We start from the raw sequence: 22,661 nt of genomic DNA on the forward strand, positions 1-22,661 counted from the left end.
TTATCAAGGGGTATGACATCGCTTTATAAAGGCTAATTATGCTAAAAAAAATAAAATCAGTTTTAATATTATTTACTTTTGGGGCTTTTTTTAATCTATCCCAAGCGAGTGTTGTGCTTGAATCTACACGCGTTATTTATACTGAAGGTAGCCATGAAGCGACAATCACAGTACAAAATCCAGATTCAAATCCTTATCTTATTCAATCATGGATAGGTGATGAGAAATCAGATGCACCTTCAGTAGATCCTTTATTTATTACAACGCCTCCACTTTTTCGTTTAGATGCAGAGCAATCAAATACACTTAAAATTGTGTATATGAAAAATAAAGTGGAATTGGCAAAAGATAAGCAATCAGTTTTTTGGCTTAATGTAAAAGCAATACCAGCATCTGATCCCAATGCTAAAAATACACTATTAATCTCAATTAATAGTCGTATTAAATTATTTTATATTCCTAATGGTCTCTCTAGAGAAGATTTTGATTTAGCATTTAAAGAATTAAAAATATCGATAATCAACAATAAATTACATATTGAAAATCCTACACCTTATTATGTGACATTATCTACATTATCAGTAGGTGATTATAAATTCGATAGACCTGAAATGTTAGCACCAAAAAGTACTTATAATTGGAATTTACCACAAGGTACCAATGGAAAAATAACTTGGAATGCTGTAAATAGTTACGGAGGAGTAACTGAACTAATGAAAAATTAAAAATAAATTTAAATGATTTTAATTTTTAGATAGATCACGTTATTTTATGAGAAAAATGATGAAAAAGAATAATAATAGATACAGACAATGCAGATTTTATTTGCTTATTTCGGCTATTATTTCTTTATCTTATATTGAAAAATCATTTTCTGATGATTATTTTGATCCAACAGCATTAAGTTATGGTACCAATCAAAATATTGCAGATTTGCAAACATTAGCGCAATTCTCTAAACCGGGAGGGCAACTTCCTGGTGATTATATTGTTGATATCTATATTAATAATGAAAAAGTAGGTAGTGAGCTAATATCTTTTTTGTTAAACGAGAATGATAACAATATTGATCCCGTTTTTGTAAAGGAACAATTGGTTGCTTGGGGGGTTAAAGTACTAGATAAATCGGATCTAAAAAAATTATCTGATAATGCAGAAATCACTAATCTTGCCGCAGTGATCCCTGACTCTAGTATTAAATTTAATTTTTCACAACAAAAACTCGATATCAGTATTCCTCAAATTTATATAGATAAGGCAGTGAGGGGCGAAGTTAGTTCAAAATTATGGAATGAAGGATTACCTGCTTTATTATTAAATTATAGCTATTCAGGTTCTAATACATGGATAGATAATTTGGATAAAGAACATACCAATGATCAATTTTTAAATTTACGTAGTGGATTAAATTTTAACGGTTGGCGTTTGAGAAACTATTCAACTTATAACCATAGTAATAAAGATAATAAATGGAATAATATTCAAACTTATCTGAGCCATCAAATTGAACCATTTAAATCATTATTTACTGTAGGAGATGTTAATAGCTCGGGTGAAATATTTGATAGTTTTTCTTATCGAGGAGTTTTACTTGAGTCAGATGAAAGTATGTTACCTCTCAGTCAAAAAGGGTTTGCACCTATTGTTCGAGGTATTGCTAAAAGTAATGCTCAGGTTACGATCCGGCAAAATAATTATATTATCTATCAAACTTATGTCGCAGCCGGTGCATTTGAAATAAACGATCTGTATCCAACGTCTTATAGTGGGAATTTAGATGTCACAATTGAAGAGGCGGATGGAAGTAAACGTGATTTTGTAGTGCCTTTTTCTTCACTAGCAATTATGCAACGTGAAGGAAGTTTAAAATATTCTTTTAGCAGTGGTAAATTTGATTCTAATCTAAATTCTAGAGAGCCTTATTTTGCGCAAGCAACGGCAATGTATGGGCTACCTTTAGACATTACTGTTTATGGTGGGCAAATTTTAGCAGAAAAATATACCGCATCAGCAATAGGTATTGGCCTTAATTTGGGTGAGTTAGGCGCAATTTCGACAGATATTACTCATGCTAATATCGTCCACAACAATGACAATAATAATAGAAATAACACTAGAGATTCAGGTCAATCCTATCGATTTCAATATTCAAAAAGTATGTTGCAAAGTGGTACGACAGTTACGCTAGCTGGTTATCGTTATTCTACACATGGTTTTTATACGTTTAGTGAAGCAAATAATATTAGTGATATAAATTATAATAAACGCTCACGTATTCAAGCTAATTTAAACCAATCTTTAAGTCATTATGGCAATATTTATTTTAGTACTTATCAGCAAGATTATTGGGGACGTTCCGGGATCGAGCGTAATATAAATGCTGGTTATAATACAAATATTAAAAATATTTCATATGGATTAAATTATAACTATAGCAGTATGCCTGATTCAGATAATGACCACCAAATTGCATTTAGCATAAATATACCTTTATCAAATTGGTATCCTAAAAATACAACTTATTTAACGTCAAATATGAATTTAGCCCAAGGTGGTAGATATAATTTACAAGTAGGCATGAGTGGTGATGCATTAGAAAATAGAAAACTCAATTATGCTATTAGCCAGAGTTATGGTAATCAAGATCAAAATGCCAGTGGCAATGCGCAAGTTTCCTATAATGGTGCCTATGGAAATATTAATGCAGGATATAGCTATGGTTCTCATTATCAACGGGTAGATTATGGTGCTCAAGGGGGAATTGTTTTACATCCATATGGGATCACTTTGTCGCAACCATTAGGAGAAACTTTAGCATTAGTTAGGGCGCCTAATGCTAAATATGTCAAAGTTCAAAATGTGAATAGTGTCGCCACTGATAGCCGAGGGTACGCTATTATTCCTTATGTTTCACCTTATGTGCGTAATAGCGTGACATTAGATATTTCTATATTAGAAGAAAATATTGAAATTGTTGGAAATAATAAAACTGTTATTCCAACTAAAGGCGCAGTGGTATTAGCAGATTTTGAAATTAAAAAAGGGTTTAAGGCATTAATTTTACTTACTTTTAAAGAAAAGCCAATCCCATTTGGTGCGATTGCAACATTAGTTAATAATGATCTCAAAGATACACAAATAAATAATACAAGTATTGTTGGAGATAATGGTGTTCTTTATATCAGTGGGTTGCCTGAAAAAGGTCAACTTTATATAAAATGGGGAAATAAAAAAGAACAACAATGCTACGCACAATATTATTTAAATGATATCTCTGAAAATAAAGGGATACAGCAAGTGAGTGCACAGTGCTTATAACAATTAATGGTGAATAATATGAAATCTAATAATGCATTGTTTTTTTTAACTCTATTTATAATTAATTATTATCCTAATATAGTGGATGCAGCTTCAAAAAGCATTGATTTAATGCTATCAGTTGGGCCTATAAATAATATTGCATCTGACAGTGCTATAGCAAATGGAAAATTAATTACAGGAAAGTGGGATACTGAACGAACACAAGCTTATTTTTGTCTTGATACAGATAATAGATTAGATAAGGAAACAATATATTCTGTTAGGGACGTGAGTGGTACTCAAACAAGATATGAGCGCGAAAATTACGACGTGTTTAAAACTACACATTCAGGTGTTGGCTGGATAATGGCCGTTTCAAATAACAATAAATTAAAATGGCTACCTATAACCTCAAACAAAGAAACTCAAGTTTTTCCTTATACTGGAGGAGGGAGCGATGATTCAGGGATGGGGGCAACTGTAAAATTCGCACTTGTGAAAATACCAGGTCGTTTTCCGAATGGAATTGTTACCTTACCAGCCCAAGAATTAGCCAAAGTAAATTGTTATAGATATGGGCAATTAATTGAAACAGCAACAATTAGATTAAATCCCGTTACAATGGAATTTAAAGCACGTTCTTGTCGTGTTCAAACGGGAACTCAAACATTACAAATGGGTTCCTATACTCGACAAACTTTTTCAAGATTATCAATTGGTGAAAACTTAGAGGCCGGTAAAACGGCTAATATTAGTTTAATCTGTGAAAAGGATGTAGCTCCTTTTGTCACCATTAGTGATAATAATAATATCGGAAATGAAACTAATATTATCTCACTTAAATCACCAAATTCAGCAACAACAGCAAAAGGTGTTGGGTACCAAGTTTTCTTTAATAATACATTACAATCATTAGGGCCTAAAAGTGAGAGTGAAGGAAATAAAAATCAATTTAGAATAAACGATATAACAACATCGAATAATCAAATAGTTCCTCTGACATTACTATTTAAATATGTAAAAACAAATAATACTGTAGTCGCTGGTGATGCGAATGCTTCTGTTACGTTAACTTTTTCATATCAATAATAAGGTGATAGGAATGATGCATATAAAAAATAATTATAAAACCATTATCTTATTGATGAATACTTTATTTATTGGAAATGCAACCGCAGATGAAGTCGTGATTAACCTGCAAGGACATATAAAAGAAGGTACTTGCCAAGTTGCTAAGTATCAAAAGGTGCTTTCTTTAACTGGAGATCAGCAATATATAACTATTCATAACACTTTTCCAACGGTTGGTAGTGCAAGCCAAGCTATTCCTTTTACCATTGAATTAAAAGATTGTGATCCTAAATTAAATATTTCAATTCGTTTTGATGGTGTGACAGTCTCAGGGCACGATAATATATTAATGCTAACTCAAGGTACATCTTCAGCAGATGGTGCAGGTATTCAAATATTAGATAAAGAAGAAAATCCCATCAATATTGGCGAAAAGACAGCCGTTGCTTTTGATGTTAAAAAAGAAACGGCGTATGTTTTACCCTTTTATGCTCGTTATATTCGTTATAGTAATGATAGAGTAAAAGAAGGTGAAGCAAATGGTAAAGTCGATTTTACTTTTACGTATGATTAAATTTAATAATACCAAAGAAAGCACTTAATAATAATTTATTAAGTGCTTAAGATAGTTGTTATTAGTTACGTGCAATAATAGGTTTTTCTTTACGATTAAACCAACTTTCACGTAATTTATCGTAGCTAAGATTAAATGCATAAGTATAAAAAAGGAAAAAGACAAAAAAAACAATTTCTAATAAAAATGCATTCCATAATGACATATTTAATAAAAGTGCCAGTATTGGTAATCCTATAATCACAAAGCTAAATTCAAAACCAATTGCATGTATAATCCGTATTTTTGTTGGTCTTGAGCCTTTTGATAAAGGCCAATAACGATCAAAGATCATGTTATAAAAAAGATTCAATAACATAGCTAATGTGGATAAGACAATAGCAACCGTACCCATCTGAAAAATTGAGCGTTCCAAAAGCCATGCACTAAGCGGTGCCGTTATGGCAATAGCAATCGCTTCAAATGTAACAGCGTGAAAAACGCGCTCAGTAAATGTTTTTTGATATTGGCTCATATCTCACCTCAAATTAATTATTTAACAAAAAACGAGTGCAATTATTGGTGATATTTTGTATATATACAAAATAGGAGCCATCGAAAAAACCGATACCACAATGAACTATTCTATAGAAACTTTGCGTACATTTGTTGAAGCCGCTTCATTAAAATCATTTTCTGCAGCAGCACGAAAATTAAATAAAAGCCAATCTACGGTCAGTAGTACCATCGCTGGATTCGAAGATGATATGGGGTTTGAACTATTTGAGCGAAAAGGGCGAGAGTCAACACTGACTTTTGCAGGACAAAAAGTGTTGAGCTTGGTCGAAGATATATTGTCGGCTGATGAACGACTACAGGCATTAAGAATAGAACTATCGCCTGAAATGGAACCTCGTTTAAGTTGTGTATTCTCTGATATGTATCAACCACCTTATTCAGAGCAACTCTTGAAAATTCTAGATAAAGAATTCCCACATCTTGAATTTGAGTTTCTTGTTGCAGAAAATGATGATGTGATTAATATGCTACAAAATAATCAGGCGCATATTGGTATGATGGAATCACGAGTAGAATATCCTGCTGATATTGCTTTCGCTCGTTTGCCTGTGAGTGGTAAGTTAGGATTATATGCACATAAAACGCATCCACTTGTAAAAGAAAATAAAATCAACTACCAACATTTAACAATGCATCGTCAATTAAGACTAAGCAGTAGGGCTCAATTTGCTATTAATAGTGAGAAAAACTGGCTAGCCCCTAATTATTTATTATTACTAGAAATGGCTGAGCAAGAAATGGGATGGGCAATATTACCCACATGGTTAGTTGAGCAATTTGGACATGATTTGTTAGTCAGTCTAGATTATGACCAATTCCCCAAGAAAATAGACATTGATTTGGTGTGGTCAAGAAGCAAGCCACCAGGAAAAGCGGGATATTGGATGATAGATAGGCTCTTAAAAAATGATCTTCAATTTTCTCTCTAGGTATTAATCAATCACCTTCATTATCAATAGGTATAGTGAAGGTGATATATTCCTTTCACAACGTGAGTTCACCAGCCACAAACATTTGTTTCTTCATCCATATCATAACCACGTACAATATTGATAAGATCTTTCACCATTAAACTGGACATATCAGCATCTAATAAATCAGTTAAAAAACTATCTTTATCAACAGAAACACCATTATTTTTGTTTGTTAATACTAAGGTGAGTTCTTGTGATTCAATATTTACCTTATTTTTTAGCTCATTAACTAAAAGTGAAACTTCTTTCGTCGCAATTTCTGGGATATATAAAATTTTAGGATTTAGAAATATTTTTTGAGATTTTTCTTGGCCATAGGCATTAATCAATTCTAATAAATAGCCTTTATTTTCATTTTCCATATTATTATTAACCTTCGGCAAGTATTTTAGGATCGACATAAAAATCGACATTAAAAACAGTATCTTCAGTTTTTGCTTCTATTTTGTGCCATGTCTCTGGCGGGAATACACCAAATTCACCAGCATTAATCACTAATGTTTCTGTTGGTTCTGGGCTAATTTCATCTGCATATGCGTAATAAATAATCATTCCTTGCATAACAGACAGCTTAGGATAAACCCCTTGGCGAGTACCTTTATCTAAATGCCTTTCCCAAATTGATTTTGGGGCTGTGTCTTTGGTCCAAAGTGGTGTTGAGCGTACATGGATATAGTGAGTGGGAATAATAATTCGTTCCATTTTACCTCCCTAAAATGAAGAGATTAATTTTTCTATTTTTATCTTAGTTAAGAAGAAAAATTATTGCTGATAATGTAATAAGCTATTGTGCTGTTGAATAAAATCTACCTCTTCTAATAAGGTATTTCAAATGCAATTTTATGAAAAAAAGTGACAATAAAGCTCAAAGCTTATTAATATCTTGTTTTATTTGGTTAAATTATTTTTTAAAATTTAAATTATTTTTTATTTAAAGGTCGTTTTTTAGTCATTTTTCAGGTGTTATTCTCGACGTTTACTCACTAACATAATTTCTTTGTTCTATAATTAATCAAGCCTAGGGGATTAATATTTAATTCATTATTTAACATAATTGAGATATCACTATGGAATTAAAGGATTACTACGCCATAATGGGTGTTAAACCTACTGATGATACTAAAACGATTAAAACGGCTTATCGCCGTTTAGCTAAAAAATATCACCCTGATGTAAGTAAAGAGCCGAATGCTGAAGAGCGTTTTAAAGAAATTGCTCAAGCATGGGAAATATTAGGAGATGAGCAACGAAGAGCTGAATATGATGAGCTTTGGGCACATCGTAACGATCCTAAGTTTAAGCAATTCACACAACAACATTCGAATACAAAAAATCAACAAAGCTTTAGCCAAGAAGATTTTGATGATATTTATGCATCATTTTTTGGCCGACGTTCTCCATTTGAAGAACAGCAGAATTCTCAGTCCTTTAAACAACGCGGACACGATTTAGAACTAGAATTAGCTGTGTTTTTAGAAGAATCACAAGAAGAACATAAACGCACAATTAGTTACCATTTACCGGTTTATAATGTTTTTGGGATCGTAGAAAAAGAAATTCCTAAAACATTAAATATTAAAATTCCTGCAGGTGTTATTGATGGACAGCGTATTCGCTTAAAAGGTCAGGGAACACTAGGTGAAAATGGTGGGGAAAATGGTGATTTATGGCTAACAATTCGTATTGCACCTCATCCTTTGTTTGATATTAAAGGCCATGATTTAGAAATAGTGGTTCCAGTTGCACCTTGGGAAGCGGCATTAGGTGCAAAAATTCCTATACCTACAATAAAAGAGAAAATCTTATTAACTATTCCTGCAGGAAGCCAAGCAGGGCAAAAATTACGTATTAAAGGAAAAGGATTAGTTAGCAAAAAGGCTAGTGGCGATTTATATGCAATTTTAAAAATTGTAATGCCACCTAAATCGGATGAAAAAACACGCGAATTATGGCAACAAATTGCAGATAGCCAGACCGATTATAATCCACGTAAAGACTGGGAGAATAAATAATGGGTCAGTTAACAACAACTATATTTACTGTCACTGAATTTTGCCATCACACTGGAATATCAAATGATGAACTTAAAGAGTTTGTTGCACTTGGCGTGATTGAGCCATTAGAAATTGAAACTCAAGAATGGTTTTTCGATGATAATGCCCTTGTGGTGACACATCGTGCGTTAAAACTTCATAAAGAGCTCGCATTAGATTGGCATGGCATTGCTATCGCTCTAACCTTATTAGATGAAAATGAGCAGTTAAAACAAGAAAACAAGCAATTACGCCAGCAATTAATGCGATTTATAGATGAATCATGATCAATACAATAGCCACTAAACACAAATATGACTTTAGTGGCTATCTTTTATTCCTTATTAATTGATTTTACTCGCTATTTTCCACGTTCTTATTTAAACAAAATCATAAAATAGCCATGCTTTAAAAATGAGCAAAATGGCGATGAGATCACATCTACGCACATAACTATTAGATTATGATTCTTATAATTTATTGATTATATATTTTTCTTGTTTGTTAATTGAGGTTTACTTTTTATAAGGGAAAAACAATGCAGCCGATCCAAATAAATAAATTAATAGAGTGGCGTAGGACTTTTCACCAATTTCCAGAAATTGGTTGGACCGAGTTTGTGACAACAGGCACGATAATTACGTTATTGCGTGACATGGGGGTTGAGGTTAAAGCTGGGCCTCATATTCTTTGCCAAGAAAGTATTTTAGGTCGAGATGAAAAACTCGTAAAAGAAGCAATCAAAATTGCCAAAGAAAAAGGGATCAGTACTGAGTTATTAGCCGAAATGAATGGTCTTACAGGATGTATGGCTATTATTGATACAAAAATACCTGGTCCTACATTCACTTTTCGTTTTGATATTGATTGTGTTTATGTTCAAGAATCAAATGATGAAAATCATCTACCTAATAAGCAGGGTTTTGCTTCGTGTCGTTCTGGATTAATGCATGCTTGTGGTCATGATGGACATACTGCAATAGGGCTTGGTTTAGCACATTGGTTAAAACAAAATATTCACATTTTAAGTGGAAAATACAAATTAATATTTCAACCTGCAGAAGAAGGGGTGAGAGGTGCTAGAGCAATAAGCGACAGTGGGATTTTGGATGATACTGATTACTTTATGGGAATGCATATTGGATGTAATTTAAAAAAAGGTGAAATTGCACTCGATCCTTTTGATTTCCTTTGTACAACTAAATTAGATATTTCTTTAAAAGGAAAAGTAGCTAATGCTGTCGATGAGCCAGAAAAAGGAAATAATGCATTAACTGGAGCCTGTTTTTTAGCTAATGAAATATTAGCAACACCAAGGCATGGTAAAGGCATGACGAGAGTAAATGTTGGAACTTTAATTGCAGGTGAAGATCGTAGCCTTATTCCTAGTTCGGCGAAGATGCAACTGGAAGTACGTGGACAAGATGCTGAAATAACAAAATATTTATTTGATAATATCAAAAAATATACTGCTGGTATCGCATCTTCTTATCACTTGGAAACGAAAATAGAAATTACTGGTGAGGCAACAAATTTTAGAAATGATCTTGAAATGATAAACCTCATGCAAGGGATTATCGATACACATCCAGAATTATTAAATGTCACATTACCTTTGGGGGGGAGTGAAGATGTCTCACTGATGGTAAGAAGAGTACAAGAAAAAGGTGGAAAAGCGATATTCTTTTTAGTAGGTGCAGATCAAAGAGACGGGCATCATAAAGAAAAATTTGATATCGATGAAGAGGCGCTCTCCATTGGTTTAACACTTTTTACTGAAGGTGTTTTATCTATTCTTAATATACGTAAATAATAGAAAGGTCTCTTCTATTTGCTGATGTTGCATAGAATGAGACCTTAATAACTATTTAATGGATATTGAAAATAATGAGTTTTTTGGTTGATTCTCTTGGATAAACTCAATATAGAGTTGAGTTTCATGTTCTGTTTTTTTCGATGTAAAGAAACAAATATTGCTCTTAATTGTTGGCGTAATTTTCTTATAAATAACACCTTCAGTTTCAATAATAGGAAATGAATTAATTAAACTTATTCCTAATTCATTTTTTACAAATGTTATTGCTGTTTCTTGATCTGAGACTTCAGCAATAATATTAGGTTTAGAGTTTGATTTATGAAGCATTCTGTCAATAACGGTACGGCCAATATTGCTTTTAACTAATGCAATAAAAGGTTGATCATGTAAATCATCTAATGTGAGCGTATTTTTTGTACATAGTTTATGCGATTTAGGCATAGCACAAATAATTTGAGTTTCTCTCATTGGTATTTGTGTCAAATTATAATTACTATTAATTGTCATATTGTCAGTAATGGCAATATCGGCTTGTTCTTTTGCAATTAAAGACAATAACTGTTCACTTCTAGATATTTCTAAATGAACATTAACTTGATGTTTTTTAATAAAAAGAGCAGTGATTTTATTTATAAATCCATAAGCTAGTGTTGGGGGAACTAAAACGCGTAGACTTCGTTTTTTTTCTTGGTGATGAAAATGGCTTAGTCGACTGAAAGATGCGGCTATGTTGGTGATTTCTTCGTAGAATAATAGTGCATCAGAGTTAGGTATAAGTTTGTTATTTTCACGAGTGAATAATTGTTTACCACAACGCTTTTCTATCTGATTTAATGTTTGGCTTACTGCGGGTTGAGAAATACCTAGTTGCTCTGCAGCATTAGTCACACTCCCATAGTCGATCACCGTTTGTATAATTTCAAGGTCGCGCAATGTAGCCCACCCTCCTGACCAAGAGGTTCTTTTTATATTAACTGCCATCGTGTTTTTTACTTTAGTCTGTTTATCTTATATACGATTATACCGTTAATAGGATAATTATTAAATAATAGTTATGAAGGAAGCATTAGTGTTTTTTTATTAACACAGATTACTATTGCATTTAATGTATTATTATTATTATATTTAATATAATAAACTCTTATTATAAATAAAATTAGCTTAGATTACATTTCTAATGAAATTAATAACAATACTTTATCTTATTTATATTTAAATATGTCCATAGATAAATCCCATTGATATTAATATGATACATTTAATTAATTTTTTATTTCAAAATATAATGACCATTGAGATATAAATCACGGTAATGGGCTATTTTTTATTGTTAATATTCTACGTCCAATTATCTATCTGGTTTTTTATTTCTTAAGGTATTTAATTGATATACAAATTATAAATAACAAGCAAATGGGGAGTTTTATGTCTTTTTTCAAAAAAGGTATTATTGCCTTATCAATTAATATTGCATTAGTTTCATCTGCTTTGGCCTGTACCACATTATTAGCTGGAAGTGAGGCAACAAATGATGGCTCTTTAATTATTGCTCGTAGCGCAGATAGCGATGCATTAAAAGCGCAACATTTTGTTATTCATCCTGCTAAATCAAATCAAATAGGAACTTACAGTACAAAAGAACACAACGGCGCTAATAACTTTACGTACCCATTACCAAAAAATGCATTACGTTATACTACTGTTCCAAATTGGAAAACACAGCTACATGGTGCAACAGGGTTTAACGAGCTGGGGGTTGGCGTTAGTGGCACCGAGTCTATTTTTGCTTCACCCAAAGCACTTTCTTTTGATCCTTATGTTGAAGATACAGGAATAACTGAAGATGATATTCCTGATGTGCTACTTTCAAGAGCAAAAACAGCGCGTGAAGCAATCGAATTATTAGGAAGTATTATTGAAACACAAGGGGCTGGAGAAGGATTTGGAGTTGCTGTTGTTGATAAAAATGAACTTTGGTATTTAGAAACAGGAACAGGACATCATTGGATTGCACAAAGATTGCCTAAAGACAAATATTTTGCGACAGGTAATCAAGGCAGACTACAAGCTTATGATATCAACAGTGAAGATATATTAGGCTCTAAAAATTTAGTGGAATTTGCGATTGAAAAAGGGCTTTATAATCCTGAAAAAGAGGGAGCATTTAACTTTTCTAAAGCGTATACCCGTGATGATGAGCGAGATCGTACCTACAATGACCCTAGAGTATGGATCATTCAGCAACAATTTAATCCATCGTTAAAGCAAGCCGTTGATGATGGGCGCAATTTTGCCCCTTTATTAACACCAGAAAAAAAAGTGTCTATTGAAGAAGCGAAGACTATGTTGCGTAACCACTTTGAAGGAACCAAACACGATCCTTATACCAATGGATTAAATGGTAAAGAGCCATGGCGCCCAATTAGTGTATTTAGAACTTATGAAGCACATGTAATGCAAGTTCGTCCAGAGCTTCCTCAAGAAATAGGTGAAATAACTTATGTTGGGTTGGGGATGGCGGATTTAACTGCATTTGTTCCATATTACAGTGGACTAAAAGCTTATCCTCAACATTATGGAATAGGTACAAATAAAGCAGATAGCGATTCTATTTATTGGAAATATCGTAAATTACAAACATTAGTGATGACAGACTATCCAAAACTTGCACCAATAGTAAAAAAAGCCTACCAAGAATGGGAAGAAAAAACAGCACTAGAGCAAAAAGAAATGGAAGCTAAATATCTTGCTATGGTTAAAACCAATAAAGCGGGTGCAGATAAAATGTTAAATGAATTTAATTTACGAGTGATGGCGAGTGCGGAGTTATTGACCGAAAATTTAACAAATGAATTATTTACTATAAAAACAAAAGATATTCAAGATGATATTTTCTTTGCTAATAAGTCTAAAAAAGACTAATAGAGAAATGTTGCTTTAAATACAATCTAGACAAAAGATCCCAAGTTGTTGGGATCTTTTTAATAATAGGCGATTAAATAACAGGAATATAGTAGCTAATTTTTTGCAAATATTGCCCACTTTGATCAAGTAATTTATCGTAACTCACAGGCTCTTTTAGTGTATATCGTTCAATATCAGGGCCAGGTCTACGTAATAAATTCATTTTTGGTAATACTTTAGTATATACCGTATAAATAATGTCATCATAACCCGTTAATGAATCTAAAATTTCATCCATATGAAAAGTAATTTCTAGGTAATTACCGCTGGGTAATTCTAATTGTGACATTGCTGAGACATTAGATGCCGTTGATAGCTTTTCTTTATCAACTGCGGTGTTATAAATGTACATGGTGTCATCTAATGTGCTTGCAGATGCTCTGTGCATTGCATATAACTCAGTCGGTATTGTATGTACATCTTTCAAAAATTTACGCCAAAACTCTTTTCTGAATTTTTTCTTGTCTGAATTCCACGTTGAAATGGGTTTGTTATACTGGTGAGACATGCCGGCTAATTTTAGAGAAGGGGAGGTAACGACTTCATATTTGGCACTTAGCTCAACAGTTTCTAGTGCTGGAAAAATAAGCTCACTAATATCCCAACCTGGTTTTTTTCTATACTCAGAAGGGGTGATATTAAATTGTTTTTTAAATGCACGACAAAAGGTTTGCTGGGAGTCAAACCGATATTTCAGTGAAATATCTAGCAGACTGCAACGTGTTATACGTAAGGCATAAGCACCACAAGATAAACGTCGGGCGAGTATGTATTTTCCTAAAGATATTCCTGTATATGCTTTAAATAAGCGCTGAAAGTGCCACTTTGTATAGCCTGATTTTTCAGCAACGATATCTAATGATAAACGTGAATCAAGATTCTGCTCGATCCAAACAATGATATCTTTAACAACATTCTCTTGGAGCATGAATATTCCTATTATTTTTCTCTATCGATATTTTTCAATAAGATCGATTTAATTTATTGAACTACAATAAATATATAGGTGCTAGGATAATAGCATATCGTATAGTGGTAGTTGCATTGAATAAAGTAAAATAGGCGAGTATTAATGTAAAGTTATGTATTGCAAATTATTTGAATTAAATTTGATTTTAAATAAAAAAACAATTATTGAAGTCATTAATCAATGATTGATGTTTTTATTAAAATTAAGGTTTTATTAAAATAAAGATAGATATTTTTGTTTTCATCAAATACGGAAGTATCCTATTTTGTCTTTAAAAGAAAGTGCCTAGCTTTATTGTATTAGTGAAATTCATTGGTTATTTTAGGAGATATGATGAATAAGTTATTTTCTATTTCGGCTATTGCTTTAGTATCATCGTTAATGGCAGCCCCCGCTTTAGCCGCTAAAACGGATACTTATAATTGTGAAGGTCAGAAAATTAGAGTTTCTTTTCCGAATGAACAGCTCGCTGTTATGTACTACAACGATGAAATTATTGTTTTACAAGAGGCTGTTGCTGCGAGTGGTGCACGCTATGTTGGTGAAAATTTCCAAATATGGGGAAAAGGGCAAGATGAATTTAACCTTGCTACCATTTCAGAAGATGATGCTATTAATGGACGTGTCGCTGAAGATAAAGGGCGTACGTGTGAATTAGTAAAATAGCTTCGTTATAGCATTAAAAATAAAGGGAAGTATAACTTCCCTTTTATTTAAATAATCAGGTTGAATATAAAACATTCCCATACTATACAATGAGCTTTAATATATTTATTATCAATTTAGTGGTTTTTAAAAATGAAAAGATAATAAATATATTTATATAACTATAATAATCTCAGTGATATTAAATATATCGGTGCTTTTACTGTTAATTTAAAAAAGAAAAAATAAACTATTTTTTATATTTAATAAATAGTAGAGAGAAATTATTGAATTAAATTAACGTGTTTACAATCATCCTGAAGAGGTGAACCCATTGCGATATTGTACTTAAGCAGTGATAACAGTACCAATAAGCACTTAACGAATGGGTACATTTTAGTTATACTGTTTAAAATAAACATAAAGATTATTCATTTTTTATCATTAATACTACTAGAAAATTTATTGTGAGTTTATATGAAATCTTATCCTTAGCTAGTCTCATATTAGTTCTTAAAAGTTAAATTTAGAAAATAATACACCACTATTTAATATGGTGGATGTTGTGATATTAAAAAATTAATAAGAGAATAAATCTAATGAAAGTTAAAAACTCAAGAAAATATAATGTAGTGTTACCTGATAATAGAATTCTAGCGTGGTATGAGTCTGGACCAGAACAAGGTAAACCAGTAGTATTTTGTACTGGTGCAGGAATGAGTGGTCTATTAGGTTTGGATGTTGAATATCTAAATAAGCTTAATATCCGTTTAATTACTCCAACTCGTCCAGGATTAGGTGATTCAACGTTCGATCCTCATAAAACGCTAAAATCTTTTTCTCAAGATATTTTATTTTTACTCGAACATCTTAATATTAAAAACTTTGATGTAATGGGATTTTCTCAAGGGGCTGTATTTGCTATGGCACTTTGTTTTTATTGTCATGTAGACAAATTAGTTGTTGTCGCGGGACAAGATCAATTTGATTATCCTGATACACGAAATCAACTCACAGAAGAAGTTGCTAATATGCAACAGCAGGCGGTTAGTGCTCCTGATGTATTAGCTTCTTGGATTAAGCAAAATATATCAGCTAATTGGTTAATGAATTTTATTTTAAATTACAGTGCAGATGTTGATTTAGCTGTTTATCAATCGATAGATTTTCTTCCTGTTTATCAAGAATGTATGACAGAAGCTTTTAAACAAGGTAATGAGGGATATACTCAAGATCTTCTTATTGCTATGCAGCCATGGGGTTTTTCACCTGAAGACATAAAAACGCCAACAACATTATGGTATGGCATGAAAGATACGAGTACCGTTCATTCTCCTGATTTTGGAGCATTGTTGTTTCAACGTTTTCCTAATGCACAACGACATTTATGGACAGAAGAAGGTGGATCACTTCTGTGGACAAAAACTGAAGATATTTTATTAGCATTAATTGACTAAAATTAAATACTATATTATTGATGGAGTAGATATTGTTTATTTAAAAAAATAACAGTATCTACTGTTTTAAGTTATATTTAATCGATTTACTTCAGATTCACTGAAAAATACAAATATAAATATGGACTTTGATTGGGTGGATAATTGTTCTTATATTATAATTATTTTCTAAATTGTTGTTTTGATATTTTTTTAAAAATAAATTTGAAAATAATTTGCTATAAACCGAATTATATGACTTAATAGCGCCACTGGTTTGGAAGTACAGACCTATTTATGTTAGTGCAGTTTTAAGTAGTTCACCGTTTAGCGTTATCCATGATACCTCTTCGTTGCGAATTCCTTCAAATAGTGACCATAAGTAAAATCCGAAATCAAACCGCAAACTATGCCTTATGGCAAAATAATTAATTAAAGGAAATCTTATGTCTAATACAATGACTGGTACAGTAAAATGGTTTAACGATGATAAAGGCTTCGGTTTTATCACTCCTAAAGATGGTAGCAAAGACGTATTCGTACACTTTTCAGCTATCCAAAGCGAAAGCTTCAAATCTTTAAAAGAAGGCCAAGAAGTTTCATTTTCTATCGAAAGTGGCGCTAAAGGTCCTGCAGCAGCGAACGTAATCGCTCTGTAATATTGAGTCATTATTGCAGTAAATATTGCTTAACGCAGTATTAATACTGATAAGACCAATAAAAACCTCACCTCGGTGAGGTTTTTTGTATTAAAAAACCTCATTATTTTATTTTTTATATAGTAATATCGATTTAAAACAACCTTATTAAGGTTATGTAAATGTTTAAAATAAATAATTTTAATTATTAAAAAATTTGCTTTAATGATTAACTTTATTAGCAAAGAAAATAGTTTAAATAATAATAAAATTCTTATAATGCTGAAATAAAGATAGTAAGATATTGCTTTCTCAATGAAAAGAAAGAAAAAAACTTCATTAGAATAGAAAGATATCAGATAAATCATAAAAAATAATTTAAAGAAAAATATAAAATTAATATTTAATGACTTATCTAAAAAAAATGCTGTCTAATTCAATGTGGCTTAAAAGCTTTTAGTTCTCAAAGGACAAACTAGTGTACGCTAAAAATTTTTTTTCATTGCATCTGTTACACCCAAAATATTTTTTAACTTGGTTTGGTGTTTTTATTCTTTTTCTATTAGTACAACTACCTTATTCTTGGTTACTTTTCGTGGGTAAACGTCTAGGGTTATTATCTCGTTTTTTTGTAAAAAGAAGAGTCTCTATAATAAAGCGAAATTTAGAGCTATGTTTTCCTGATAAAGATCAATATGAAATAAATAAACTCGTCATGGATAATTTATCTTCACTTGGTGTGGCTTTATTTGAAACAGGAATGGCTTGGTTTTGGAGTGATCGCCGATTAAAAAACCTTTTTGAAGTGCAGGGAATATCCAATTTCACAAATGCTAATGAGAAAAATGCAGGGATTTTATTAATCGGCATACATTCAATGTCGCTAGAGTTGGGTGGGCGTATTATGGGGCTTTGCTTCTCAGTTAATGCCATGTATAGACCGCATAACAATAAAGCGATGGAATATATCCAAACTAAAGCGAGATGTCGTTCTGATAAAGGGATGATAGATAGACGTAATTTAAAATTTATGGTTATGGAGTTAAAAAAAGGAAAGGCAATTTGGTTTGCTCCTGATCAGGATTTTGGTTTGAAAGGAACCACTTTTTCACCTTTCTTTTGTGTCGAAAAAACATCAACTTCAAAAGGCGTTGCAATATTAGCCAAATTATCAGGAGCACCTTCTTTGACTGTAACGCTGGTTAGAAACGAAAATAAAAAAGGTAAACAATACAGTTTGATTATTGGTGAGGAGTTGGTTAATTACCCTAGCGATAATATTCAAAACGATACAGATAGAATGAATAAGTTGATTGAAACAGAAATCATGAGGGCACCAGAACAATACTTATGGGCCCATAGACGATTTAAAACACGACCAGCAGGTGAAACGAGTTTCTATCACTAGTCTATTTATAAATGAGTAAATAAAAAAAGACCAACACATAATGTGTTGGTCACAGTAAATACTGGAAGCAATGTGAGCAATGTCGTTGTAAAAAGTTGAGCAAAACACTCAACTATTCACAAGTTAAAAGATAATCATTATCAATTGACTTGTCAACCCTTACGTTTGTATGGATTAATGAAAATGCAAACAAAAGGGATAGAATGGAAAATAAAAAGATAAGAAAAAAGAAGATAAAAAAAAGAATAGAGTTAGCAGGTATATAAGTTAACTATACCTGCTTAATATATTATGACCATAATAGAAAAATACCATTTATATAAATATAGTAATAACTTCTAATGCTCGAAAAATATATACTCATTATTTAATGATAAATAATTTATCCAAAATATTCAGAGATTAATATCTATTTAAAATATAGGATTAGAGAAAATGTTAATTTTAATTATATATTATATCCATTATAGCTAAGTTTTCACCAATCCAATTTATATTCATTGAACCTTTATTTTCATTTAATTTAGTATTGAACATTTTATTTGGTTCAATTTTATGCTGTATTTCTTCCATTTCAACACCATTCCAGCAGTTTGTTTTAAATATATTTCCGATAGAATCAATCATACAATTACCTTCTACTATAGAGCCTGTAAAGGTAATTGTTCCTGAACCAATAACCTTATTATTTGCAAGGGTGGGAGCTGATAATAAAAGTGTTAAACAAGCTACGATAATAAGATTCTTTTTCATTTTATATTCCTTAATATTATTTTATTGGTCAAATTTAGTAATTGATCTCTTTTGTGAAAGATCTGTGTTTTTCGTTCTGAATGATGGAAGGAATATTAAAGAAAAAAAATATATCAATCTGTAAAAAAATTTGATGGTTAATGACAACTATATAAATATTTATGAATGAATTTTTGTATGCTTCAATAATAGAATAATAATTAAAATTAGAAATGGCTTACGTAACCATTTGAATAATATTAACTTGATAAAATTATCTTTATTTTCATTAATAAGTTAACTTTATTTAACATAAGTTATGTTACTTAATTTTTTTATGATACATTTTGTTGTCAAAACAAAAAATTAATAATTTAAGCTATTTCAAGATGACAAAAAATTTGTCAAAATATTTCCACGAAGTTACTATAAAAGTAAAAATTATATCTTTATTTGATGATTTCTATTTAGTTGAGTATTGATATTTTAATTTATCACTTTATTATCATTAAAAATAAATAATAAAAAGAGAATAGAATATTTATGCAGAGTTATCATTCGTTATCAGCCCAAGTTTACCAAATAGATAAACCTATAGGATGTAGTTTTGGTGACGTAGAATATTATCAAGAACGTCTTAAGGATGTTAATGGTAAAATTTTAGAACCTGCTGTGGGAACTGGGCGTATTTTAATCCCTTTATTAAAGGCTGGATTTAATGTAGAAGGGTTTGATCTTTCAGATGAGATGCTTTATTTCTGTATGGAAAATTTAAGAAGTAATGGATATTCTCAAGATAAAGTGACTAAAGATAATTTGTTGACATTCCAAGTTGAGACACGCGTTGATGCAATAATTATTCCGACAGGAACTTTCTTATTGTTAGATAGCGAAACAAAAGCACTACAGTCACTTCAGCAATGTTATAACGCATTAAATCCAGATGGACGTTTGTTAATTGATATTAGTTTGGCGCATACCTTTACTAAAGGCCAATGTTCTAGTCGACAATTCGAAACGCCGGAAGGGGATTTAATTACCTTACAGATAGTAAATGCCGAAATAGATTATATTAATCAATTAACAGTATCTCATCACCGTTATGATAAATGGAGAAATGGGAAAATAATTGAAAGTGAATGGGAAGTGTTTAAATTGAAATGGTTTGGTGTGTATGAATTTAGACGGCTCCTTGAATCTATTGGCTTTGAAAAAATAACAATTTCTGGAGATTATCAATACTTATGCGAACCAAATAACGAAACAGAAATTATTACTTTTGAAGCTTATAAATAAAAAGCAAATAGGATATTGACAATAAGGCCATAACATTATGGCCTTTTTAATGTCATTAGTAGTTTTTCTGCTTTTTTGAAAAGATCAAATGTTGTCTTTGCTATGAATGAAAAAAGAAGACAAGAGAACATTAAATTTGAAAGAAATAGTAATTTTATTTGTCAGTATTAAAGTGAGTTCTTAAGATAAAAAAATCCCCGCACTAGGCGGGGGAAAATTAAATATCTATCAGTGATGAAATACTGAAACCAATAGTAAGGGAAAAAAAGATATCAATCTGTAACAAACTTTTAAAAAAAATAATTAAAATAAGTGTGATATTAAAAGTATTTTTTGAAAAAATCATAGTTACTTGATGTTTTTATAATGTAATTAATTGTTTTTAATTGTTTTTAATTGTTTTTAATTGTTTTTAATTGTTTTTTAATTTATTAGGAACATTGGATTGGAGCATATAACTAATAATCATGTTAATTTAACAATAAAATTTATATACATTTATCTGAGAGTATTGATAAATTTCTTAATTTTTAGAACAACAAAAATACGTATTTATAATTATATTGGGTAAAAATCAGGCAATGACAATAATTGATTATTACCTGATTAGAATAGATACAAGAAGATAATAGGGTGTCTATCCATTAACTACCATTGTTTTACATCAATCATATTGTTTGATGGATATACCTTTGCGATATAAGAAGAGATATTATTACGAATATAAGGATTTTTTTCTTCAGGATACATTTTCCAAGCTTTTTTTAAATAATCCAATAGCTCACTATTGATATAATTTGAACTAGATAATGCCTGAATTGCGCTTAAGCTTATTTCTGCGTTATCAGAGATAGTTAGTTCAAAAAATGCTGAAATTTTATGTTTTAAATTAGCATCATGAGAGGCTGCATAAATAGCACTTCTTATGATTTCTACATTTTGATGAGTAAAGAAAGGTTGAAAGTCCTCAACAAAAATAGTATTTAGTTCTGTTAAAATGTAGCCGATAAAACGCAATGTATCTTCGTGATTGGTTACTTTAAGAATAGAAATAAGACTTTCTTTAAACTGTGCATACTGGTCTTTATACTTGAAGTAAATAATAGAAATAGCAATATCTGTTTTTTCATCATATGGAGCAATTAGTGCTCGTTGAATATGAGGTAAAGCGTGTTTTTTAAAATAAGTTGCTAAGACATTTAAAGATGCTTTATATAACTCAATATTTTCGGCTCGTAGTTGCTGCTCTAAAAAATACAGACTCCTATTTGATAATTCAGGTAGTTTTGTTAATGAGTTGATAGCATTGACTTTTTTAGTAATATCATCATTATCGTTGGCAAGACAAACTAAAATTTCTTCATTACCTCCCATACGATGACCAAACCAACTTGTGTCATAGCCTAAAATAACTTCATCTAACCAACGTTCATACCATTGTGTAAATGATGTCTCATAAGAAAATGTGTAGGGAGTATCTGAATTTACCCAATCAGATGTATATAAAATATGACCTTTATAATCACCATTCAACACTAATAAAAGATCGTATTCACAACCACAGGTTCCTAAATAGAGTGTACCTTGGTGGAGTCTATCGTAAATATTATCAAATTCTTCATCACTACAATCATCAGGTACATGACATAATGCTTTCCATTCCTCAATATCCATATTAGGGCTAAGTAAGCAGGGTAGTGCATAGTTTTTTATATCATGTCTAGCTATCGCGTCATCAAAAGCGTAGAGCCCATAATAAGGGCCTGCACCACCATAAGAACCTGTACCACCATGACCAATTCGTGTGATAAAGTTGATATAGTCCTGTGGAAATTTACATCCAGATTTTTTTTGTAACTGATCAGCTTTTTCTATAGTGAGTGGTGGGTTTAATTGATAGTTATGGCTATTAGCGCCAAATTCTTTGTGTTCGTGATCAACAATCGCAACAAGTATTAATTTTTCACGGATACGCTCAATAGGATTATCTGCATATTTCTTATTTATTTGTTCCCATTGCTGTAACGGTGTCAATTTGTTCTCTTTTTCAAAGAGAGATGAAATAAAACCCATAAGTTAAAGTCCCTATTGATGATATGGTTTAAATCTAAAATGTTTATTTAACAATCCGTTATGATGGATAGAAAACCAAATATAAAATGATTTTCTTACTGAAGTTACACTATAAACTATTTTATCTTTAATAAGAAAATAGTATTTTTAGGTAATAGCTTTCTTTATTTATT

21 protein-coding genes are annotated in these 22,661 nt (G+C 31.3%); 14 read left to right on the forward strand and 7 right to left on the reverse strand.

Going from position 1 to position 22,661, the window contains the following annotated elements; translation table 11 throughout:
* Window positions 1-38: 38 nt before the first annotated feature.
* From GWI68_RS09560 to GWI68_RS09575, 4 genes are read left to right on the forward strand one after another with little or no spacing between them, the layout of a single operon-like run.
* Entirely contained in the window at window positions 39-725 is a 687-nt protein-coding gene (locus GWI68_RS09560; protein WP_166540124.1) for a molecular chaperone, read from the forward strand.
* A gap of 58 nt (window positions 726-783) precedes the next feature.
* Window positions 784-3,318: a fimbria/pilus outer membrane usher protein gene (locus GWI68_RS09565; RefSeq protein WP_166540125.1), complete on the forward strand. Its 2,535-nt coding sequence runs from the start codon at window positions 784-786 to the stop codon at window positions 3,316-3,318.
* A gap of 18 nt (window positions 3,319-3,336) precedes the next feature.
* Complete coding sequence (locus GWI68_RS09570) at window positions 3,337-4,389, forward strand: fimbrial protein (RefSeq protein ID WP_166540126.1); 1,053 nt, start codon at window positions 3,337-3,339, stop codon at window positions 4,387-4,389.
* A 13-nt stretch (window positions 4,390-4,402) separates the two neighbouring features.
* The gene (locus GWI68_RS09575; RefSeq protein ID WP_166540127.1) at window positions 4,403-4,945 is read left to right on the forward strand and encodes a fimbrial protein; all 543 of its coding nucleotides are present in this window, start codon (window positions 4,403-4,405) and stop codon (window positions 4,943-4,945) included.
* Between the two features lie 61 nt (window positions 4,946-5,006).
* Here the strand turns inward: GWI68_RS09575 and GWI68_RS09580 are convergent, their stop codons facing one another.
* Window positions 5,007-5,459 carry a multidrug/biocide efflux PACE transporter gene (locus tag GWI68_RS09580; protein WP_166540128.1) on the reverse strand — a complete coding sequence of 151 codons (453 nt, stop codon included), beginning with the start codon at window positions 5,457-5,459 and terminating at the stop codon, window positions 5,007-5,009.
* 100 nt (window positions 5,460-5,559) lie between these two features.
* On the opposite strand from GWI68_RS09580, the gene GWI68_RS09585 reads away from it, so the two are divergent.
* Complete coding sequence (locus GWI68_RS09585; RefSeq protein ID WP_166540147.1) at window positions 5,560-6,432, forward strand: LysR family transcriptional regulator; 873 nt, start codon at window positions 5,560-5,562, stop codon at window positions 6,430-6,432.
* 68 nt (window positions 6,433-6,500) lie between these two features.
* Here GWI68_RS09585 and GWI68_RS09590 read toward each other — a convergent pair whose 3' ends face one another.
* Both GWI68_RS09590 and GWI68_RS09595 read right to left on the reverse strand, forming a co-directional pair.
* Window positions 6,501-6,839: a DUF1869 domain-containing protein gene (locus GWI68_RS09590; RefSeq protein ID WP_166540129.1), complete on the reverse strand. Its 339-nt coding sequence runs from the start codon at window positions 6,837-6,839 to the stop codon at window positions 6,501-6,503.
* 7 nt (window positions 6,840-6,846) lie between these two features.
* Entirely contained in the window at window positions 6,847-7,179 is a 333-nt protein-coding gene (locus GWI68_RS09595; protein ID WP_109408856.1) for a DUF1971 domain-containing protein, read from the reverse strand.
* Between the two features lie 365 nt (window positions 7,180-7,544).
* Here GWI68_RS09595 and cbpA point away from each other — a divergent pair, with 365 nt between their 5' ends.
* The 3 genes from cbpA (at window position 7,545) to GWI68_RS09610 (ending at window position 10,323) form a co-directional block, all read left to right on the forward strand.
* The gene (cbpA, locus tag GWI68_RS09600; RefSeq protein WP_166540130.1) at window positions 7,545-8,489 is read left to right on the forward strand and encodes a curved DNA-binding protein; all 945 of its coding nucleotides are present in this window, start codon (window positions 7,545-7,547) and stop codon (window positions 8,487-8,489) included.
* Window positions 8,489-8,797, forward strand: a complete 309-nt coding sequence (gene cbpM / locus GWI68_RS09605) for a chaperone modulator CbpM (RefSeq protein ID WP_109408858.1) — start codon at window positions 8,489-8,491, stop codon at window positions 8,795-8,797. Before cbpA ends, cbpM begins: the two co-directional genes overlap by 1 nt.
* Window positions 8,798-9,048: 251 nt before the next feature.
* Complete coding sequence (locus GWI68_RS09610) at window positions 9,049-10,323, forward strand: amidohydrolase (protein ID WP_166540131.1); 1,275 nt, start codon at window positions 9,049-9,051, stop codon at window positions 10,321-10,323.
* A gap of 51 nt (window positions 10,324-10,374) precedes the next feature.
* Here the strand turns inward: GWI68_RS09610 and GWI68_RS09615 are convergent, their stop codons facing one another.
* Entirely contained in the window at window positions 10,375-11,307 is a 933-nt protein-coding gene (locus tag GWI68_RS09615) for a LysR family transcriptional regulator (RefSeq protein ID WP_166540132.1), read from the reverse strand.
* Window positions 11,308-11,751: 444 nt separating this feature from the next.
* Between GWI68_RS09615 and GWI68_RS09620 the strand changes: the two genes are divergently transcribed.
* A complete protein-coding gene (locus GWI68_RS09620) occupies window positions 11,752-13,248 on the forward strand; it encodes a C69 family dipeptidase (protein ID WP_166540133.1) in 1,497 nt (498 codons plus the stop codon).
* 73 nt (window positions 13,249-13,321) lie between these two features.
* Here GWI68_RS09620 and GWI68_RS09625 read toward each other — a convergent pair whose 3' ends face one another.
* Window positions 13,322-14,218 carry an AraC family transcriptional regulator gene (locus GWI68_RS09625; protein WP_166540134.1) on the reverse strand — a complete coding sequence of 299 codons (897 nt, stop codon included), beginning with the start codon at window positions 14,216-14,218 and terminating at the stop codon, window positions 13,322-13,324.
* A 375-nt stretch (window positions 14,219-14,593) separates the two neighbouring features.
* Between GWI68_RS09625 and GWI68_RS09630 the strand changes: the two genes are divergently transcribed.
* The 4 genes from GWI68_RS09630 (at window position 14,594) to lpxL (ending at window position 18,387) form a co-directional block, all read left to right on the forward strand.
* The gene (locus tag GWI68_RS09630) at window positions 14,594-14,926 is read left to right on the forward strand and encodes an MliC family protein (protein ID WP_166540135.1); all 333 of its coding nucleotides are present in this window, start codon (window positions 14,594-14,596) and stop codon (window positions 14,924-14,926) included.
* A gap of 578 nt (window positions 14,927-15,504) precedes the next feature.
* The gene (locus GWI68_RS09635) at window positions 15,505-16,362 is read left to right on the forward strand and encodes an alpha/beta hydrolase (protein ID WP_166540136.1); all 858 of its coding nucleotides are present in this window, start codon (window positions 15,505-15,507) and stop codon (window positions 16,360-16,362) included.
* Window positions 16,363-16,787: 425 nt separating this feature from the next.
* Window positions 16,788-17,000: a cold-shock protein gene (locus GWI68_RS09640; protein WP_166540137.1), complete on the forward strand. Its 213-nt coding sequence runs from the start codon at window positions 16,788-16,790 to the stop codon at window positions 16,998-17,000.
* Between the two features lie 457 nt (window positions 17,001-17,457).
* On the forward strand, window positions 17,458-18,387 hold the full coding sequence (lpxL, locus tag GWI68_RS09645; RefSeq protein WP_166540138.1) for an LpxL/LpxP family Kdo(2)-lipid IV(A) lauroyl/palmitoleoyl acyltransferase: 930 nt from the start codon (window positions 17,458-17,460) through the stop codon (window positions 18,385-18,387).
* 444 nt (window positions 18,388-18,831) lie between these two features.
* Here the strand turns inward: lpxL and GWI68_RS09650 are convergent, their stop codons facing one another.
* Entirely contained in the window at window positions 18,832-19,140 is a 309-nt protein-coding gene (locus GWI68_RS09650; RefSeq protein ID WP_166540139.1) for a type 1 fimbrial protein, read from the reverse strand.
* A gap of 522 nt (window positions 19,141-19,662) precedes the next feature.
* On the opposite strand from GWI68_RS09650, the gene GWI68_RS09655 reads away from it, so the two are divergent.
* Complete coding sequence (locus GWI68_RS09655; RefSeq protein WP_166540140.1) at window positions 19,663-20,415, forward strand: class I SAM-dependent methyltransferase; 753 nt, start codon at window positions 19,663-19,665, stop codon at window positions 20,413-20,415.
* Window positions 20,416-21,063: 648 nt separating this feature from the next.
* On the opposite strand, the gene GWI68_RS09660 is transcribed toward GWI68_RS09655, so the two are convergent.
* On the reverse strand, window positions 21,064-22,488 hold the full coding sequence (locus GWI68_RS09660; RefSeq protein ID WP_166540141.1) for an SMI1/KNR4 family protein: 1,425 nt from the start codon (window positions 22,486-22,488) through the stop codon (window positions 21,064-21,066).
* Window positions 22,489-22,661 lie beyond the last annotated feature (173 nt).

This window comes from Proteus sp. G2669, assembly GCF_009915245.1.
GTDB lineage: Bacteria > Pseudomonadota > Gammaproteobacteria > Enterobacterales > Enterobacteriaceae > Proteus.

Bases quoted from the DNA above. Each gene is read 5' to 3' on its own strand.
- cbpM (WP_109408858.1), top strand. From the start codon at position 8,489: ATGGGTCAGTTAACAACAACTATATTTACTGTCACTGAATTTTGCCAT.
- GWI68_RS09650 (WP_166540139.1), bottom strand. From the start codon at position 19,140: ATGAAAAAGAATCTTATTATCGTAGCTTGTTTAACACTTTTATTATCA.
- GWI68_RS09615 (WP_166540132.1), bottom strand. From the start codon at position 11,307: ATGGCAGTTAATATAAAAAGAACCTCTTGGTCAGGAGGGTGGGCTACA.
- GWI68_RS09560 (WP_166540124.1), top strand. From the start codon at position 39: ATGCTAAAAAAAATAAAATCAGTTTTAATATTATTTACTTTTGGGGCT.
- GWI68_RS09580 (WP_166540128.1), bottom strand. From the start codon at position 5,459: ATGAGCCAATATCAAAAAACATTTACTGAGCGCGTTTTTCACGCTGTT.
- GWI68_RS09575 (WP_166540127.1), top strand. From the start codon at position 4,403: ATGATGCATATAAAAAATAATTATAAAACCATTATCTTATTGATGAAT.
- GWI68_RS09570 (WP_166540126.1), top strand. From the start codon at position 3,337: ATGAAATCTAATAATGCATTGTTTTTTTTAACTCTATTTATAATTAAT.
- GWI68_RS09610 (WP_166540131.1), top strand. From the start codon at position 9,049: ATGCAGCCGATCCAAATAAATAAATTAATAGAGTGGCGTAGGACTTTT.
- GWI68_RS09625 (WP_166540134.1), bottom strand. From the start codon at position 14,218: ATGCTCCAAGAGAATGTTGTTAAAGATATCATTGTTTGGATCGAGCAG.
- cbpA (WP_166540130.1), top strand. From the start codon at position 7,545: ATGGAATTAAAGGATTACTACGCCATAATGGGTGTTAAACCTACTGAT.
- GWI68_RS09595 (WP_109408856.1), bottom strand. From the start codon at position 7,179: ATGGAACGAATTATTATTCCCACTCACTATATCCATGTACGCTCAACA.
- GWI68_RS09620 (WP_166540133.1), top strand. From the start codon at position 11,752: ATGTCTTTTTTCAAAAAAGGTATTATTGCCTTATCAATTAATATTGCA.
- GWI68_RS09660 (WP_166540141.1), bottom strand. From the start codon at position 22,488: ATGGGTTTTATTTCATCTCTCTTTGAAAAAGAGAACAAATTGACACCG.
- GWI68_RS09590 (WP_166540129.1), bottom strand. From the start codon at position 6,839: ATGGAAAATGAAAATAAAGGCTATTTATTAGAATTGATTAATGCCTAT.
- GWI68_RS09585 (WP_166540147.1), top strand. From the start codon at position 5,560: ATGAACTATTCTATAGAAACTTTGCGTACATTTGTTGAAGCCGCTTCA.
- GWI68_RS09655 (WP_166540140.1), top strand. From the start codon at position 19,663: ATGCAGAGTTATCATTCGTTATCAGCCCAAGTTTACCAAATAGATAAA.
- GWI68_RS09635 (WP_166540136.1), top strand. From the start codon at position 15,505: ATGAAAGTTAAAAACTCAAGAAAATATAATGTAGTGTTACCTGATAAT.
- GWI68_RS09640 (WP_166540137.1), top strand. From the start codon at position 16,788: ATGTCTAATACAATGACTGGTACAGTAAAATGGTTTAACGATGATAAA.
- GWI68_RS09630 (WP_166540135.1), top strand. From the start codon at position 14,594: ATGAATAAGTTATTTTCTATTTCGGCTATTGCTTTAGTATCATCGTTA.
- GWI68_RS09565 (WP_166540125.1), top strand. From the start codon at position 784: ATGAAAAAGAATAATAATAGATACAGACAATGCAGATTTTATTTGCTT.